Genomic DNA, 17,862 nt, shown 5'->3' with positions numbered 1-17,862 from the left:
ACCCGTTCTTGTCTTTCCGCCCTGTAGGGGCGGGACAAGATAAATATCAACCATTTCCTTCTTGTCGCACCCTTACAGGGTGCCTCAGAAAAAGAAGGATTCAAGGGAACCCAGGGTTGGAACCTTGGGCTAGTTTGTTACAGGCCTACAGCCTGAAGGCACCGTCACTAATTGGTTCATCCTATAATTAGCAGATAGTTCAATTATTTCTAAATTGGTACATTGGCATATTGCCACATTGGCTCAATTTTTTCTATAATTGCTATATGTTATAAGACCTCTGTTTAATGTGCCTCCAGCCAGTTCTTCCCTTCACCGCAGTCGGCGATCAGGGGGACTTGGAGCTGGATGGCGTTTTCCATTTCTTCGAGGACGATCTGGCGTACTTTTTCCTGCTCGTCTTGGCAGACATTGAAGTTGAGTTCGTCGTGCACCTGGAGGATCATTTTGCTTTTCAGGCCTTCTTCTTCGAAACGGTTGTAGATGCGTACCATCGCTACCTTGATGATGTCGGCGGCGCTACCCTGGATAGGGGCGTTGATCGCATTTCGTTCGGCATAACCGCGTACGATGGCGTTGTGCGAATTGATGTCCGGCAGGTAACGTTTGCGTTTGAATATCGTTTCGACATAGCCTTTTTCTTTTGCGATGCGGATACTCTCGTCCATGTAATCGCGGATACCCGGATAGCTTTTGAAATAACCTTCTATAAGCTCTTTGGATTCTGCCCGGGGAATGTTCAGCCGTTCGGCAAGTCCGAATATGGAGATGCCGTAGATGATCCCGAAATTGGCCGTTTTTGCCTTGCGGCGCATGTCGCCGGTCACTTCCTCTACCGGGATGCCATATATCTTGGCAGCGGTTGCGGAGTGGATATCGGCGCCGCTGCGGAAGGCTTCGATCATGTGCTCGTCCTGGCTCAGATGGGCCATGATGCGGAGTTCGATCTGCGAGTAGTCCGCCGAGAAGAAGGTGCAATCTTCGTTGTCGGGAATGAATGCTTTACGGATCTCACGTCCCAGTTCGTCGCGGATAGGGATATTCTGGAGATTCGGATTCGTCGAACTCAGGCGGCCGGTAGCCGTGACGGTCTGGTTGAACGAGGTATGGATCTTGCCTGTTTCCGGATTAATCAGTTCGGGAAGGGCATCTATATAGGTACTCAACAGTTTTTTCAGTCCGCGATATTCCAGCAGCTTGCCTACCACCGGGTGTTTGGAACGCATTTTTTCCAGAATATCTTCGCTCGTACTGTAACTGCCTGTTTTTGTCTTTTTGGCTTTCTCTTCGATCTTGAGATGTTCGAAAAGGACTTCGCCCACCTGTTTGCTGGAATTGATATTGAATTTGACTCCTGCCAGTTCGTAAATCTCTTTTTCCAGATTGTTGAGTGCGGCGGTCAGTTCTTCCGATGACTGCTTCAACGCAACCGTGTCGAGCTTGACGCCTGTCACCTCCATTTCTACCAATACATATATTAAAGGCATTTCGATGTCGAAGAAGAGAGACTCGATACCGGCTTTCTTCAATTCGGGGGCAAAGAAGTTTTTGAGCTTGAGGGTGACGTCGGCATCTTCGGCGGCGTACTCGGCGATCTGGGCGAGAGGTACGTCGCGCATGCAAAGCTGGTTTTTCCCTTTCGGGCCGATCAGCTGCGAGATGGGGACGGGTTTATATTTGAGATACGTTTCCGCCAGGTAGTCCATCCCGTGACGAAGTTCCGGGTTCAGCAGGTAGTGGGCGATCATCGTGTCGAATAACGGACCGGTCACGCGGACTCCATACTTGCGGAGGACGATAATATCGAATTTGATGTTTTGTCCGATTTTCTGTGATTTGCGATTTTGGAGGGCAGGGGAGAAGTGGGCGACAACTTTCGCTGCTTCTTCCTTGTCGGCCGGAACCGGGACGTACCAGGCTTCGTTTTCCTTCACCGCGAACGACATTCCGACCAATCCGGCAGTAAGCGGGTCAATGCCATCTGTTTCCGTGTCAAAAGCGAAAAAATCCTGATCTGCTAAAAAACGGCCTAATTTAGCCATTTCTTCTTCAGTATCAACGGTTTTATATACATGAAGGGTCGTTTTTAAGTTCGCGAGAGTCGAATATTTTGGAACACTCGGCTCCTCGGTCGCAAATAAGTCAAAGAGATTGCCTTGAACAGGGCCTTTCGCTACTACCTTCTGCGGGGCGAGGGCGGACTTTTTCTCTTCGCCTGTCATTTTGTTAATAAATGTTCTGAATTCTAATTCCGTGTAAATCTCGGTCAGACGGGTTTCGTTCGGTTTTTCACGGACGCATTTCGCGGCATCGAACTGGATGGGGACGTCCGTCTTGATCGTTGCCAGGAATTTGGAGAAACGGATTTGTTCGGCATTCTCCGTCACTCTCTTCTGGAGGGCACCTTTCAGCTTGTCGGTATTCTCCAACAGATTTTCGATCGAGCCATATTCCTCGAGAAGTTTCTGCGCCGTCTTCTCTCCGACACCCGGGCAGCCGGGAATGTTATCGGAACTGTCACCCATCAGACCCAGGAGGTCGATCACCTGGTCGACCGAAGTCAGCGAGTATTTATTCAGGACTTCTTTGACGCCCATCACCTCGTAGTCGCCTCCGAACTTGGGGCGGTACATAAATATATGTTCGGATACCAGCTGGCCGTAGTCTTTGTCGGGTGTCATCATATAAACTTCGAATCCCTCTTTCTCGGCCTGCTTCGATACGGTGCCGATCACATCGTCTGCCTCAAAGCGGGGGACTTCCAGTATAGGGATATTGTATGCTTCTATAATATCCTTTATAATAGGAACGGATTGCCGGATCACTTCCGGGGTTTCTTCCCGCTGTGCCTTGTATAACTCGTAGGCTTCGTGACGGAAGGTCGGGCCTTTCGGGTCGAAAGCCACGGCGATATGCGTCGGGTTCTCGCGTTTCAGAACGTCTTCCAGACTGTTGATAAAACCGAAAATGGCAGAAGTGTTCATGCCTTTCGAGTTGATACGCGGATTTTTAAGAAATGCGTAGTACGACCGATAGATCAGTGCATACGCGTCTATGAGGAATAGCTTCATCTCTTTTAACACGTTTTAGGGTGACAATAGACGGTAAATGTACGAAAAAACTCGCTTACTCAATACTTTTTGTTACTTTTGCGAATCTTTGGATAGATTATGAATGATAGAAAGAAAATAGAACAACCGGTTGCGGAAGAGTTTAAACGCTTTAACGATGAGTTTGCGGATTCACTTCGTAGTGAGACGCATAGGTTGCAATCAGCTATCGACCAGCTCTTGCATGCCAGTGGCAAACATGTCCGCCCGTTACTGGTACTTCTCACAGCAAAAGCTTGTGGAAAAGTAACCGACCATACGATCAATTCGGCCGTTTTCCTTGAATTGTTGCATACGGCTACCCTGATACATGATGATGTTATCGACGAGACGAAACAGCGTAGGGGAGTCCCTTCGCTGAATGCTATTTTCGATAACCGCATTTCGGTGTTGGTAGGTGATTATGTCCTTTCCACCGCATTGATTCGTTCTATTCAAACAGGCAATTTGCAAATCATAAATATCGTATCCAACCTCGGACGTGACCTATCGGAGGGTGAGATCAAGCAGCTCGAAACGGCCGAAGAGAGTATCCTCGACGAGGCTTGCTATATGCAGGTGATTAAGAAAAAGACGGCTACGCTGCTTTCTTCCTGCACGGAGATCGGTGCTATTTCGGCGGATGCTCCGCAGGAACTGGTGCTTAAATGCCGTAAGTTCGGAGAGTATCTGGGGTATTGTTTCCAGATCAAGGATGATATTTTCGACTACTTCAAAGAAATGAATATCGGCAAACCGACCGGTAACGATATACGTGAGGGAAAGGTGACGCTGCCTTTGCTGCATGCACTTGAAAGTGGCAGGAGAGAAGAGGTGGAGTCTTTCTTGAAAGTGATTAATGAAAAGGATTTCTCATCCGGAAATATTGATGCTTTGATCGAGTTTGCCAAGGCGAACGGAGGTATTGAATATGCAGAAATGCGTATGAAAGAGTATCACGACAAAGCAGTGGAGGTGCTTATGCAGCTTCCGGAATCGGATGCCCGCGAAGGTTTGCTGGCGTTGGCCGATTATATTATGGAACGGCAGAAGTAATAGCTTCCAAGTTTGTTGGTTGTATCTGATATCTTAGAAAGGGGACGCGGATTACGCAGACGGGCGCAGATGAACACAGACTTTTTGTTTTTGAACAATAATTATCTGCGTTTCTTTGCGCCCGTCTGCGTAATCCGCGTCCCTTTTTTCTAAGATCGCTTTTCCGGAGATGAATTTATTTCCCCAGGCGGTGCTCAATATCTTCAACCAGGCTGCTGGCACCGATACGGAACAGTTCCTTGTTCAGCCAGTCGTTGCCCAGTACTTCTTTAACGATTGTATAGTATTTGACAGCATCTTCGGCGGTGCGTACACCTCCCGATACTTTTATACCGATCTGCTTTCCTGTGATGGAATGGTACTTTTTGATCACTTTACACATCGTATAGACGGCTTCCGGAGTTGCGCCGGGGTAACCCTTGCCTGTGGATGTTTTAATGAAATCTGCGCCTGAATAAAGGGCTAAGATAGCAGCTTTCCGGATATTCTCCGGAGTGACCAGGGCACCGGTTTCGAGAATCACTTTCAGCTTGCTTTCGCGGCAGCTTTCTTTGATCTCCTGTATCTCTTCAGTCAGTTCTTCATAGTTATCTTCCATGAAATAACCGAGGTTCATCACTACGTCTATTTCGTCGGCTCCCGTCATGACTGCCATGGCTGTTTCTGCAATCTTCACTTCGATGAATGTCTGTGAGGAGGGGAACCCGGCAGCTACCGAAGCGATCTTTACTTCCTGTGCCGTCAATGCCTGCTTGACTGTTTCCACGAATAGGGGATAGGTGCAGATGGCAGCGACATTCGGAACGTCGGGGCGGGTACCTTCGAAATCATTTACCCGGTCTACCAGTTTCCAGATACTTTCTTTTGTGTCGATGCTGGTCAGCGAAGTCAGGTCGATGCATCCGTGGATTTGTTTCAGGACTTCGGGGGTGAAGTTCTCTTTTTCGTGTTTCTCCAGAATGGATGCAACGTGCTTTCCTACTATTTCTTCCGTTCCGGTCGGGTCGAATTTGGCGAACGCTTCATGGTATTTGTCCATGTGTTCGTGTTCATGATCGTGATGATGTTCATGATCATGGTCGTGACCGCAGCTGCAATTGTGTTCGTGTGCCATAAATTATAATTTATTGTTGTTTATATGTCGTTCTTTGTCCCGACAGGTTTTCTTCTGCATATTCTTTTCGAATGCTGCGGTCAGGTCCACGCCGGTCTGGTTTGCCAGGCAGATCAATACCCATAGCACATCGGCCATTTCATCGCCCAGATCGCGGTTTTTATCGCTTTCTTTGAACGATTGTTCGCCGTAGGTGCGTGCCATGATCCGCGCCAGTTCGCCAACTTCTTCGGTCAGGATCGTCATATTGGTAAGCTCGTTGAAGTAGCGTACGCCATACGTTTTGATCCACTGGTCCACTTTCTCCTGGGCTTGTTGCAAGGTAATATCAGCCATCTTATTCTTTATTTTGCGAGTCGATCAGGATTGTGACCGGCCCGTCATTCAGTAACTCTATTTTCATATCTGCGCCAAACTCTCCGGTGGCGACATTCTTGCCGATTTGCAGTCCCATTTCGGCACAGAATGATTCATACATCGGGATGGCAAAGTCCGGTTTGGAGGCATGGATGTAGGAGGGGCGGTTTCCCTTCTTTGTAGAGGCATGTAAAGTGAATTGGCTAACCACCATTACCTCGCCGCCCGTATCGATTACAGAGCGGTTCATAACCCCGTTTTCATCGTCGAAAATGCGCAGGTTGGCAATCTTCTTGCACAACCATTCAATGTCCTCCTGTGTGTCGCGGTCCTCGATACCGACCAATACCAGCATCCCGTTTCCTATATTGGATTTGAGTTGTCCGTCGATTGTAACGGAGCAATGCTGTACACGCTGTATAACTGTTCTCATTTGTATGTTTACTTTAAACCATTTATTAATGCTTTTGTTTTAGCTTCCCCGATCAATTCCTTCAATTCATCGAAGCTGGCTTCCCGTATTCTCTTTACGCTCTTATAATGACGCAAAAGTAATACTTTAGTCTTTTCTCCGATTCCATTGATGCTGTCCAGTTCGGAGCGGGTCTGGCTTTTGCTGCGCTTGTCCTTGTGGAAAGTGATGGCAAAGCGGTGCACTTCGTCCTGTATCTGTGTAAAGAAACGGAACATCTGGCTTTGTATCGGCATACCGACCGTAACGGGAGGGAAACCGAAAAGAAGTTCAGAGGTCCGGTGCTTTCCATCTTTCGCCAGTCCGGCTATCGGTATGTCGAGATGAAGCTCGTCTTGTATGACTTCCCGGACAACTTCCATTTGCCCCTTTCCACCGTCGGTAAGGATCAGGTCGGGCAGGGGGGAACCTTCGTTTACGGCTCGCTGGTAGCGGCGGCGCACTACCTCTTTCATGGATGCGTAATCATCGGGGCCGACCACCGTCTTGATAATGTATTTGCGGTAGTCTTTCTTTGATGGTTTCGCCATTTTGAAGACAACGCAGGCAGCCACGGCATCGCTTCCCTGTATGTTCGAGTTGTCAAAACATTCGATATGTATCGGTAATTTGGGTAGGTGCAAAGTGTCCTGCACTTCTTTCAGAATACGTGTGCTTCGTTGTTCCGGGTTGAGTTTTTCCGCTTGTTTCAGTCGGTCTACCTTAAATTGCTTTACATTCATTTCAGATAGTTCCAGCAACTTCTTTTTATCGCCACGCTGTGGAACCGTAAAGGTCACATTTCCTAATTCCATTTCCATATCAAAAGGAACGATGATTTCGCGTGCCGTACTTTTAAAACGATCGCGCATTTCTACGATACCCAGGCTGAGCAGTTCTTCTTTGGTTTCGTCCAGCCGTTTTTTGTATTCAAAAGTATAAGCCTGTACGATCGCCCCGTTTCCGATATGCATGAAATTGATATAAGCCGACTTCTCATTCTCTGCAAAAGAGAATACATCTATATTATGAAGCATAGGCGTAACTACTGTCGATTTTGCCCGGTAGTTTTCTATTACTTCGTATTTCTCTTTTATTTTTTGAGCTTCTTCAAACTTCAGTTCTCCGGCCAAAACCTGCATCTCTTCATAGAGGTGTTTACTGATCTGGGAGATATTTCCGCGAAGGATTTCCTTTATTTCGGAAATGTTTTGCTGGTATTCTTCCATAGATTGCAAACCTACGCAAGGCCCTTTGCAACGTTTGATATGGTATTCCAGGCAGACCTCGTATTTCCCTGCTGCAATAGATTCCGGTGTCAATGGATATTTGCAGGTACGTAACGGGTAAAGTTCCTTCAGCATCTGAAGCATGACTTTGGCAGTGTATACGGACGGGTAGGGGCCGTAATATTGTGAGCCATCCTTTACTATATTCCGGGTCTGAAATATGCGGGGAAAATATTCGTTCTTTACGGTAATGGAAGGATACGTTTTGTCATCCTTCAGCAGGACGTTATACCGGGGACGATACTGTTTGATCAGATTGTTCTCGAGCAGCAAGGCATCCTCTTCTGTATTGACAACAATGTATTTGATGTCGCGGATTTGCTTTACCAGTACACGTGTCTTATTGCTGTCGTGTTCCTTATTAAAATAGGAGGATACACGGCGCTTCAGGTTCTTTGCCTTACCTACATAAATGATCGTTCCCTTGTCGTCGAAGTACTGGTAGCAACCAGGCTTATCCGGCAAGATAGAAAGTATCATTTTTATATGTTTCTCCGTCTCTGAACTCATCTTGTTTAACTGTTTCTGTCCTATACCCAGTGTTTTAGCTTCTTTTACCTAAAGTAAATGTTTCACGTGGAACAATTCGCGTTTTATCTTCCGAGGAGCACCAGCAGGATATTTATATCGCTGGGGGAGATGCCTGGAATACGGCTTGCCTGCGCAATCGTATCCGGGTCGATCTTCGTGAGCTTTTGCCTTGCTTCGGTCGATAAAGACTGGATCGAATTGTAGTCGAATTTACCTTTGATGTGAATATTCTCCAAGCGGTTTATTTTCTCTGCGATGATCTGTTCGCGCCGGATATAACCGCTATACTTGATCAGGATTTCTGCTGCTTCGATAATCTCTTCTTTACGTGAAGCAGGAACCTTGTCTAACTCTGTGCGGAGTGCGGGGACGAGGGTGGCAACGCTCTCCAAAGTGAGTTGCGGACGAAGGATCAGGTCGATCAGTTTACAGCCGTGAGCGAGTGGGGTAGTGCCCAGCTTTTCCAATCCTTCATTTATGTATTGTGACTTTACGGAATAGTTTTCTGCAAAGTTGATAATAGCATCCCTGTGTTCTTTTTTCTCTGTCAGCAGGTCGTAGCGGTTTTGTTTAGCCAAACCTATTTTGTAGGCTTTTTCTGTCAGGCGCATATCGGCATCATCCTGACGGAGCAGGATGCGATATTCGGCACGGGAGGTAAACATACGGTAAGGTTCGTCTACGCCTTTCGTTACGAGGTCGTCAATAAGTACGCCGATATAGGCTTCATCGCGTCCTAAGATAAACGGTTCGCCTCCGTGGCAATTGATATGTGCGTTGATGCCGGCTATCAATCCTTGTCCGCCTGCCTCTTCGTAACCGGTTGTACCGTTAATTTGTCCGGCAAAGAACAGGTTACGGATTTGTTTTGTTTCCAGGTTATGATGTAATTGCGTCGGATCAAAGAAATCGTATTCGATTGCATATCCCGGGCGGTAAATCTGAATATCTCTGAATGCAGGGATTGCTTGCAGCGCACGCAACTGGATGTCTAATGGGAGAGAGGAGGAGAAGCCGTTCAGATAATACTCCTGTGTTGTTTCGCCTTCCGGTTCCAGGAACAGTTGATGCTGGGTTTTATCTGCAAATGTTACGATCTTTGTTTCGATGCTGGGACAATAGCGCGGGCCGATACTCTGAATTTGTCCGTTGTACAGGGGAGAGTCGGGGAGGCCTTCACGCAAAATATCATGACATGCTTCGTTTGTGAAAGTCGTCCAGCAGCTAAGTTGTTTTAACGGGCGCGGCTGAAAATCGAGATAAGAGAATTTATGAAAGTCGTTCTCTCCCGGTTGTTCGCCCATTTCATCGAAGTGTATGCTGCGACCGTCGATACGTACAGGTGTTCCGGTCTTCATCCGTTCCGATTTAATTCCCAGAGAAACCAGTTGTTCCGTGAGTCCCGTTGCTGCCGGTTCCGAGATGCGTCCACCACGTAATTGTGTACGTCCGATATGCATTAGGCCGTTCAGGAACGTTCCGTTTGTTAAGACTACGCTCTTTGCCCGGAATTCTACATTCATATTAGTTTTTACACCACAGACTGTATCTCCGTCCAGCATTATTTCGCGGACAGTATCCTGCCAGATATATAAGTTCGGAAGGTTCTCCAGTATTCCCCGCCAGCAATCAATAAAACGGGCACGGTCACTCTGGGCACGCGGGCTCCACATAGCCGGACCTTTACTCCGGTTCAACATGCGAAACTGAATCGCAGTGCGGTCTGTTACAATCCCCATATACCCTCCCAGCGCATCTATTTCACGGACGATCTGTCCCTTGGCGATACCGCCTACGGCCGGATTGCAACTCATCTGTGCAATCTTGTTCATGTCCATGGTGATAAGAAGCGTTTTTGAACCCAGGTTGGCGGCAGCTGCTGCGGCTTCACAGCCTGCATGGCCAGCACCTACCACGATCACATCGTAATTGAAAGTCATTGTCGTAATTCTCTTTGTTTCTTTTGCAAAGATAGTCATACTCCGCCTTTTAGCCACCATCCCAAAGGATATTTTGCTTATGCTTTGTTTCGTTAAAGGTTCTACGGATGCAGATCTGTTGGTGGCTTTATCCTAAATATATTTTTTATATGTTCCTATGCAGCTTTTAAATTCTATAGTTCATCATATATTAATATAAGTCTAAAAAGAATGTTATGAAAAAGTATTTGTTTTTATTGGGGCTGTTGATGCCAACCCTTTCGTTGTTTGCCCAGGAGATTTCGATCGGAAAATCGTTGTTTTCTGTCCATGCAGGCCCCTCCTGGTATTTGGGAAAGATGATCGGGATTACTAACAACTCCGATGCTTATCGCAGTGATTTGCGGAACGGGGTTTCCTGGGGTGTTAACTACTATTATCTGGGGGATAAATATATCTTCGATTCATTTAAACTGTCTCCCGGTCTCATTTATCAGGGTGGACAGTATAAAAATAGTCATGATGAAGGCTCCGATAAAATTCTGATGAACTACATTGCGCCACAAATCGCCCTGTTCTACGTCAAGCAGAAGTTTAATTTATCTTTGTCGACGGGTTTGGGATGTCAGCTTTACAAAGATAAAAGTTTGGTGTACGATAAACCGCGGGATGTGTCGATGAACAAGCTTGCTTATAATTTATCCGCAGGCGGTGAATATCTCTTTTCCCAACATATAGGAATCTCTGCAAAGGTGAATTGGATTGTTACCTCTTCGGACAGTTATTCCGTCAAATACCATGGTCAGAAATGGCAGGTCGAGTCACCTGAATTGAATGGCGGTGGCGGCTGCTTTTCTCAATTATCGTTGTTGTTCGGTATGAATTTTCATTTTTAATTAGACACCATTATGAAACATATATTATTTATCTGTTTGCTTTTTTTCTGTATAGCTTGTGAAGAGAATAAATCGGTTGATCCTACTCTTATGCCTGAGGCTACTGCGACTGGTGCGAATACATTTGGTTGCCTGGTTGACGGTTGGGTATCTGTAAGCGGCCGCTGGGGTTTACCGGTTGCCGAATTTACCCAGCTGAAAGATAGTACCGGCATGACGATTTCGGCACAAATAGGTTTCGATTCTTACCTTCGCTTTTCAATACCCAATCCCAAACAGGGCGAAACGCTTCCTTACACGAATGTCTCTTTTGATAACCAAAAAATCGGAGATGGGAAAGTCCACATTACCCGGATGTCTGACGGAATATTCAGCGGAACTTTTGAGGGAGACCGTATTACAGAAGGACGCTTCGACCTGAAATATAAAGAGTGAACGGGAATCCAGGCCGCTACGACTTACAATTGCTTTAAAACTTCCATCACATAATTCCGTCGTTGGCGGGAAATGCTGATGGAAGAACCATCCTTCATGCGGATATATCCCCCATCGCTTTTAATGAAACTTTTTATTTCCTCCAGATTGATCAGATGTGATTGATGAATACGGAGGAAATTGTAAGGTGTCAGCAAGTCGTCAAATTCCTTTAATGTTTTTGATACGATCAGCTTCTCTCCCGATTTAAGATAAAAAGTGGTATAGTTGCTTTCCGATTCGCAACGGACGATAGAGCCGATTTCAACAAATTCAATTTTATCGGCGACTGACAGGGCTATTTTCTTTTGTTTATCCAGTGCCCGCTTGTTTTGCAGAAGGTTTTGCATCCGCTTGTTTTCCTGTTTTCGTAAGACGACCTGGACGGCTTTATCTACAGCATGTGTCAGTTCTTCCGGATCGATAGGCTTCAGTAAATAGTCGAGTGCGCTGAAGCGGATAGCCTGGATTGCATAGCTGTCGTAAGCCGTTACAAAGATCACTTCAAAAGGAATATCCGGCAGACTTTCCAGAAGGGAAAAACCGGTATCGTCGCCCAGCCGGATATCCAGAAAAAGGATATCCGGTTTAGCTTCGGGCAGGACGGTGCGGGCTTCCGTGACTGAACTGCAAATAGCCGAAATTTTGATTTGCGGACAATAGGTACCGAGCATGCGGAGCAGGTTTTCCCGGTTCCCCTGCTCGTCATCAACAATTGCTGCGGTTATTTTTGTCTCCATATTTTTGTTTTTATAGAGGAATGGATAATTGAACATGGCAACCGGAAACAGACTCTTTCTCCTGTCTGTTTTCGATCGTAATACCGATTTCCGTATTGTACAAAGTCTTTAATATTTCGAACTCATTGGTGACGGCACGGATACCGAAGCCACCATTTGCCTCTGTTTTCAATCCGGGACCATCGTCAGTGATATCGATTATCAACAACTGATCCTGCAAAGATAATCGAATTATGATTTCTCCCGTACCGCGCGGAGCGATTCCGTGTTTAACGGCGTTTTCAACGAAAGGTTGTATCAGCATTCCCGGTATTTCGATTGCATCCGGCTCGATATTCTGATCGACTGTCAACGAGTAAGAGAAAGGATAACGAAGTTGTTCGAGTTTCAGATATAGTTCCAGTTGCTCGATCTCATCCGAGAGAGGAACCAGTTTCTTTTCGGATGTAGCCAGAACTTTGCGCAGTAAACGTGAGAAATCGATCAGGTATTTGTTCGCCTCCTGGTTGGCCGAGCGATTGATCAGATTCTGTATCGAACTTAGCGCATTAAAGATGAAATGCGGGTTCATCTGGGAGCGGATGGCACGGAGTTCGAGTTCGCGGATATGACGGCGGTTACGCTCCTGCTTCTGTTTGTTTTTGTTTCGGAAATAGTAAATGATGCCAATGATTGCTGCGATTAGGAGCGCACCTAGAATGCCCTCCTTGAATCCTTTCATAAAATCGTTGAAAGATTTGTCTTCTCTATTCAGGTCTTTTTTTATTAATTCAAGGATTGGCTCGGTGTTTAAATATCCGAAATCCCGATGGATAATCGTCCCGTCTTCGCGCATCAGGACCGTCAGTAAAGAGAATCCCTTATTATAAATTAAATCCTTTTCGACCTTTTCGGGTATGGCTTTAAACGGTTTTACCACTTTCGCGTTGTGAGCTTTAAAATGTGCGTAAAGTTCGAATTGGACGATAGAGGCCAACCCTTCTGTTTTGAGTTGTTTTTCCAAGTCGAGTGCCGTTTGCAGGCTCATTCCGCCAAGACCATCGGGGGTGGATACATATAACAGGATATATTTCCGATCGCTTCCTTTCACCAAATGTAGGCTGTCGGTTATGATCAGGCCAGTTTCCTTGATATTCTTACCATATTCGAAAGGTAATAGTTTATTGTATACTCTTTTTACTTCGTTTGTCAGGCTGGTATCTGGACAGGAAGCGATAAAATCGTTATAATCATCTTCTATTCCATGTAGTGTCTTGCTATACATCAAACTTGTCAGGTTCGCTCCGTTTAAAAAGTATTTAGGATAGCCAGAGAAGATTTGTTTATTTAGCAGATAGTCTTCCTGTGGAGTTATTTTTTGTTTGTTCAGACATATATTGTCCGATTTGAGTTCCTGCTTTTTATAGGTAGCATACATATACAGAAAAAAACCGTAATGTGCTGAATAAGGATTCTTCAAGCGGTAGGCATTATCAATAAGCGGATTGACTGATGCGAAAGGGGGAGCTTGCCAATCGAGTAAACTGCTATCATACCAGGCCTCTTTGTCGGTCTTAAACATGTAGCACCGCAGGATAAATCCCCCTTTAAAATACTGTTCTGATAATTCGAATACTCTTCTCCAATAGGGATCCATTTTCTTAAAATCTTTTTCTAAAGTAGTTTGAAAAAGAGAATCACGGTGCTGGAAGGATTTTTTTAACTCGTCGGGAGAAATGTTGCCGTATTCAGAATTGTAGTAAGAAAATCGTTGAGTGTTGTATTGTAGGTTATTCTGTTCACTACCTCGTCCCTCGTAATGATAGATATGTGTATTTATATATGCTTCTTTGTCTTCAACAATGGAATCTCCAGGAGTAAGCAGCAGCGTTATTCGTTCTCCGACTTTATATTCTGTCGGGTAAGCGATGAATATTTTCTTGTGAATAGTCGAATCCTTAGATACATCGAGACCATAATTGCTACAGGTAAATTCCGTATTCGGAGGAAGAGGAAATGAGGCGTCGACAATTCGTGTATCTGGTGCTATCGAGATGGTCCCGTCCGCTTTCCATCCAGTCAGGATATTTTGGGTTATCGGGAGGAGTTGTCGATTCAGATTTAACGAATTTTGGAAAAAAGTTCCCGGATAGGCAGATACCCCCTCCTGTCTTACTCCAAAAGGAACAAACGTTTTCGGATAAGAGTAGATTGAGTCTGACTTATCAAATGTAATTGCTTCTCGACTTTTCCGGTCGTATGTGACACGTAGAATCCGTTTGTCTGATATATTATCTTTAATTGCGAAATCCTGTCGATAGCGGCTATCGAAATAATGAAAACCATGTTTTTCCTTATTATTATGGCAATCGTACAGGTTATCCAGCGTATAGTCGATAGAAATGGATTTGTCTGTTTTTTCTGCCACTGTAGCTAGTATGGTGATCCGGCGTATATTCTCCGCCCTCCAAGGGATTTCTTCTTTAATCCCCGGAGCGATATAGGGATAGTAATGGACCGCTTCGAGGGTTATCCAATCTCCCTTTTTCAGTGAGTCGGGATTGTAAGGGACGAATGTGTCCGCCCAGCCGTTCCATATTAGGCACAGGAATAAAAATAAGAGTCTTGCTTTCATAACTGTAAATTTAAATGAAAAATCTGATTACAGTTCAAAAGTATAGGCGAAAGACTTTCACCCGGTTGAAAAATGAGTGAATGGCGGGTTTGGATGAGAATCTGTCCCCAAGGATATTTTGCTTATCCTTTGTTTCATTAGAGGTTTTGTTGTATGTTTGCAGCATTGACGTTTATTTTAACAAATCCGAGACTATGAATAATTTAATTAAGACAGACAAAGAGTATCAGCAATGGCTGGTAGAACTCAAACAGCGTATCAGACAAAGCCAGATCAAAGCGGCTTTAAGAGTCAACACAGAACTTCTCGAGTTGTATTGGAGCATTGGCTCTGATATTGTTCGTAAACAATCCATTTCCAATTGGGGTGATAGTGTTATTGAACAACTAAGCGCTGATTTACGTATCGCTTTTCCTGAGATGAAAGGTTTTTCTGCTCGTAATCTGTGGTACATGAAAAAGTGGTTTTTATTTTATTCTGGTGATGAAATAAAACTGCACCAAGTTGGTGCAGAATTTCGACAACAGAAACTGCCACAAGTTGTGGCAGAAATACCATGGAGACATCATACAGAGATAATCACAAAATGTAAATCTGTAGATGAGGCTTTATTCTATTTAAGAAAAACAAAGCAAGAAGGTTGGAGTCGTGCTATACTAATCCATTTTATAGAAATTGATTTATTTCATGCTCAAGGTAAATCTATTTCAAACTTTTCTTCAACTCTTCCTCCGTTACAAAGTGAGTTGGCCCAGGAGGCACTGAAAGATCCCTACAACTTTGACTTCTTGATGCTGACGGATGGTTATAAAGAAAAAGAGTTGGAAAAAGCATTAACTGATAATCTCACTCGTTTTTTGCTGGAACTGGGAACAGGCTTTGCTTTTGCTGGGCATCAGGTTCCAATTCAAGTTGGCAAATCTACTTATTACATAGATATGCTATTTTATCATTTCAGAATGAAGTGCTTTATAGTGGTAGAGCTTAAAACGGTTAAGTTCGAGCCGGAGTTTGCCGGTAAATTGAATTTTTATGTAACGGCCGTAGATCGTCAGATGCGTGGAAAGGATGATAATCCTACTATTGGCCTATTGATTTGTAAGGATAAAGAAGATGTCGTTGCCGAATATACGTTAGCCGACATACACAAACCATTGGGGGTATCGGCTTACGATTTACGAAATATTTTGCCCGAAGAATTTAAAAGCAGTTTGCCTACGATTGAAGAAATTGAAAGAAATATGAAAGATTAAAAAGAATGCCGGGAAAGTTAATCCGGCATTCCGATGGTACGGTATAATTCTTTGTTGTAGGTTTGAATGAGGATCAGTATTGTCCTGTGACACATTCTGCTTAATCCTATATCATAGATATTAAATTTATTCCTAACTTTGTAAAAACGAAATGCTTATGAAGTCTGTAACAGAATATAAAGAAATACTGTCTAAATTCAAAAAAGAGTTTGGTCCTCAGTTTGGTATTAAAGAACTGGGTATTTATGGTTCTGTTGCCAGAGGAGAACAAACAGAGGAAAGCGATCTGGATGTGTTTGTTTCACTGGAGAAAGTGGAGCCATTCATTATTTTTGATCTTAAAGAATTGTTGGAATCATTGTGTAAATGTAAGGTTGATTTGATTAGGTTAAGAGATTCACTGCGCCCTGCACTAAAGAATAACATTCTGAAAGATGGCATTTATGTTTGATAAAGGTAGAGTTTTAGATCGTTGTGATCTGGTCGTGTAATGCGTCTTCAAATCATTGGAGAGAATATTAAGAAGATAGATGAATGTACCAATGGAGAGCTATTACTGAAGTCTTCTGAAATACCTTGGCGAAAAGTAATAGCTCTTAGAAATTTCATATCGCATGAATATGCCAATGTCGATGAAGAAATTATTTTTGCTTTCAATCGGTATACAGTTTGTATGCTCCTTGGAAACTCATTTTGATAGCCAAGGCGAATGATATTCCACCGACGATTGTTCCGAAGGCAAGCAACGAAAGGGCATTAGGTTCGGTTCCTAGTGGAAATTCATTATACTCGGAGAGGGCTGCTGCTATAAAAAATGAGGAAAAGAAACACAAAACAACTCCCAGTACAAGGCTTATCCATGCGGTTTTTTGAATTAATTGTTTGATAAGTATGCTTATTAAAATGACAGTTATTGAAAGAAGAGTGAAAGAAATTGTCCATTTCCCTTTGCTTCCTATTTCGAAGATTGCATCGAAAATAGTCGGTACAGCCAAAATCAACAGGAACCAAATTTCAGATATGTTATTGATAGTTTTTTGGATTCCGGGTTTTAAAGAGGTTGTGTTCATGATAATATGTTTTTGAGTGACTACTATTTAATAAACGAAGTATTTACCAGTTTTATTGCTTCAATGACTTCATACATTAAAAATTAAGTTCTCATGCAACATATTAGTAATATCCGGCATCTATATATTTAACAATGTTATTAGATATGTTATGAAAAAGTTAGTACTCCTTTTGTTTGTTGCCTTTATCTCTATTCAGATATCTGCACAAGAGTTTCATTTTATTCCCCGAATCGGGTTTAATCTGGCTAATACCTACCCGGAAAGTTTTGCTGATATGCGGCCTGGTGTAAATGTCGGAGTTGCCGGAGAAATCCGTTTTTCCAAATTGTTTGCACTGGAACCGGGAGTTTATTATTCGATGCAAGGGCATCGGTATAAATATAAAGGAGAAACATCAAAGTTGAATGTTGATTATTTAAATATACCTCTTCATGTAAAGTTTTATTTGTATAAAGGATTTCATATGTTTGCCGGGCCACAACTGGGAATTAATGTAAAAGCTAAAGCTACGAATTTTCAATACGAATTGAATCATAAACCTTCTGAGACAAAAACTTTTTCGGGGGATATAAAAGACGACGTTCGGAATTGTGATTTGTCTTTTTCCATAGGTGCCGGTTATGCTTTTGATATGGGATTGGTTCTTTCTGCCAATTACAATTTAGGATGTACTTATCTTTATCGTGAATCGGAACTTTCTCCCGGTGGTTTCAGCCTGTTTAAAGGAAAAGAACATAATGGCGTTATCCAGTTTAATTTGGGATGGTATTTCTAAAAGGCTTTAGCCAATGATATTTGTCGGTGATATAATATAAAACTTTATCTTTGTTGCGACTTAAAACAATTTTGCCGGCATTAAAAATAGTTCCTATGTTTAAAATCGGAAAAGACGGATAGCACGAGATAGCACTACAAAAGCTATACCATTTTAGTTAACTTTGTATTGTATCAAATTCATTATTAACTAATAACGATATAGCTTATGAAAACAGTACGAAGTAACGAA

Annotated in this window: 16 protein-coding genes; 7 read left to right on the top strand and 9 right to left on the bottom strand. The window is 43.7% G+C overall.

The features are described 5' to 3' along the window. Positions 1-284: 284 nt before the first annotated feature. A complete protein-coding gene (gene polA, locus DXA15_RS21950) occupies positions 285-3,071 on the bottom strand; it encodes a DNA polymerase I (protein WP_128135441.1) in 2,787 nt (928 codons plus the stop codon). A gap of 99 nt (positions 3,072-3,170) precedes the next feature. On the opposite strand from polA, the gene DXA15_RS21945 reads away from it, so the two are divergent. Next, entirely contained in the window at positions 3,171-4,145 is a 975-nt protein-coding gene (locus tag DXA15_RS21945; RefSeq protein WP_009860509.1) for a polyprenyl synthetase family protein, read from the top strand. Positions 4,146-4,320: 175 nt separating this feature from the next. Here the strand turns inward: DXA15_RS21945 and deoC are convergent, their stop codons facing one another. The 5 genes from deoC to mnmG all read right to left on the bottom strand — a co-directional run bounded on the left by deoC (position 4,321) and on the right by mnmG (position 9,827). Continuing rightward, positions 4,321-5,259, bottom strand: a complete 939-nt coding sequence (gene deoC / locus DXA15_RS21940) for a deoxyribose-phosphate aldolase (RefSeq protein WP_128135440.1) — start codon at positions 5,257-5,259, stop codon at positions 4,321-4,323. 3 nt (positions 5,260-5,262) lie between these two features. Continuing rightward, entirely contained in the window at positions 5,263-5,595 is a 333-nt protein-coding gene (locus tag DXA15_RS21935; RefSeq protein ID WP_128135439.1) for a nucleotide pyrophosphohydrolase, read from the bottom strand. A 1-nt stretch (position 5,596) separates the two neighbouring features. After that, on the bottom strand, positions 5,597-6,049 hold the full coding sequence (gene dtd, locus DXA15_RS21930) for a D-aminoacyl-tRNA deacylase (protein ID WP_010801225.1): 453 nt from the start codon (positions 6,047-6,049) through the stop codon (positions 5,597-5,599). A gap of 8 nt (positions 6,050-6,057) precedes the next feature. Further along, the gene (uvrC, locus tag DXA15_RS21925) at positions 6,058-7,866 is read right to left on the bottom strand and encodes an excinuclease ABC subunit UvrC (protein ID WP_128135438.1); all 1,809 of its coding nucleotides are present in this window, start codon (positions 7,864-7,866) and stop codon (positions 6,058-6,060) included. An 83-nt stretch (positions 7,867-7,949) separates the two neighbouring features. Next, on the bottom strand, positions 7,950-9,827 hold the full coding sequence (gene mnmG, locus DXA15_RS21920) for a tRNA uridine-5-carboxymethylaminomethyl(34) synthesis enzyme MnmG (RefSeq protein WP_128135442.1): 1,878 nt from the start codon (positions 9,825-9,827) through the stop codon (positions 7,950-7,952). A 215-nt stretch (positions 9,828-10,042) separates the two neighbouring features. Here mnmG and DXA15_RS21915 point away from each other — a divergent pair, with 215 nt between their 5' ends. Both DXA15_RS21915 and DXA15_RS21910 read left to right on the top strand, forming a co-directional pair. Further along, positions 10,043-10,702, top strand: a complete 660-nt coding sequence (locus DXA15_RS21915; RefSeq protein ID WP_128135437.1) for a hypothetical protein — start codon at positions 10,043-10,045, stop codon at positions 10,700-10,702. A 12-nt stretch (positions 10,703-10,714) separates the two neighbouring features. Further along, positions 10,715-11,137 carry a hypothetical protein gene (locus DXA15_RS21910; protein WP_128135436.1) on the top strand — a complete coding sequence of 141 codons (423 nt, stop codon included), beginning with the start codon at positions 10,715-10,717 and terminating at the stop codon, positions 11,135-11,137. A gap of 23 nt (positions 11,138-11,160) precedes the next feature. Here the strand turns inward: DXA15_RS21910 and DXA15_RS21905 are convergent, their stop codons facing one another. Continuing rightward, on the bottom strand, positions 11,161-11,916 hold the full coding sequence (locus DXA15_RS21905) for a LytTR family DNA-binding domain-containing protein (protein ID WP_128135435.1): 756 nt from the start codon (positions 11,914-11,916) through the stop codon (positions 11,161-11,163). Positions 11,917-11,926: 10 nt separating this feature from the next. Beyond that, the gene (locus tag DXA15_RS21900) at positions 11,927-14,530 is read right to left on the bottom strand and encodes a sensor histidine kinase (protein WP_128135434.1); all 2,604 of its coding nucleotides are present in this window, start codon (positions 14,528-14,530) and stop codon (positions 11,927-11,929) included. Positions 14,531-14,724: 194 nt separating this feature from the next. Between DXA15_RS21900 and DXA15_RS21895 the strand changes: the two genes are divergently transcribed. The 3 genes from DXA15_RS21895 (at position 14,725) to DXA15_RS21885 (ending at position 16,480) form a co-directional block, all read left to right on the top strand. Continuing rightward, the gene (locus tag DXA15_RS21895) at positions 14,725-15,783 is read left to right on the top strand and encodes a YhcG family protein (protein ID WP_128135433.1); all 1,059 of its coding nucleotides are present in this window, start codon (positions 14,725-14,727) and stop codon (positions 15,781-15,783) included. Positions 15,784-15,940: 157 nt separating this feature from the next. Continuing rightward, entirely contained in the window at positions 15,941-16,234 is a 294-nt protein-coding gene (locus tag DXA15_RS21890) for a nucleotidyltransferase family protein (RefSeq protein ID WP_128135432.1), read from the top strand. Positions 16,235-16,273: 39 nt separating this feature from the next. Then, positions 16,274-16,480 (top strand): DUF86 domain-containing protein, encoded by a 207-nt coding sequence (locus tag DXA15_RS21885; protein WP_128135431.1) that lies wholly within the window; start codon positions 16,274-16,276, stop codon positions 16,478-16,480. Here the strand turns inward: DXA15_RS21885 and DXA15_RS21880 are convergent. Continuing rightward, positions 16,437-16,853, bottom strand: a complete 417-nt coding sequence (locus DXA15_RS21880) for a hypothetical protein (RefSeq protein WP_128135430.1) — start codon at positions 16,851-16,853, stop codon at positions 16,437-16,439. The two genes, DXA15_RS21885 and DXA15_RS21880, sit on opposite strands and share 44 nt — an antisense overlap. A 151-nt stretch (positions 16,854-17,004) precedes the next feature. Here DXA15_RS21880 and DXA15_RS21875 point away from each other — a divergent pair, with 151 nt between their 5' ends. After that, positions 17,005-17,631 (top strand): porin family protein, encoded by a 627-nt coding sequence (locus tag DXA15_RS21875; RefSeq protein ID WP_128135429.1) that lies wholly within the window; start codon positions 17,005-17,007, stop codon positions 17,629-17,631. Positions 17,632-17,862 lie beyond the last annotated feature (231 nt).

Source organism: Parabacteroides sp. AM58-2XD, assembly GCF_003463685.1.
GTDB lineage: Bacteria > Bacteroidota > Bacteroidia > Bacteroidales > Tannerellaceae > Parabacteroides > Parabacteroides segnis.
Note: the sequence above shows the minus strand (reverse complement) of the source record. Positions and strands in the feature narration are given on the sequence as shown.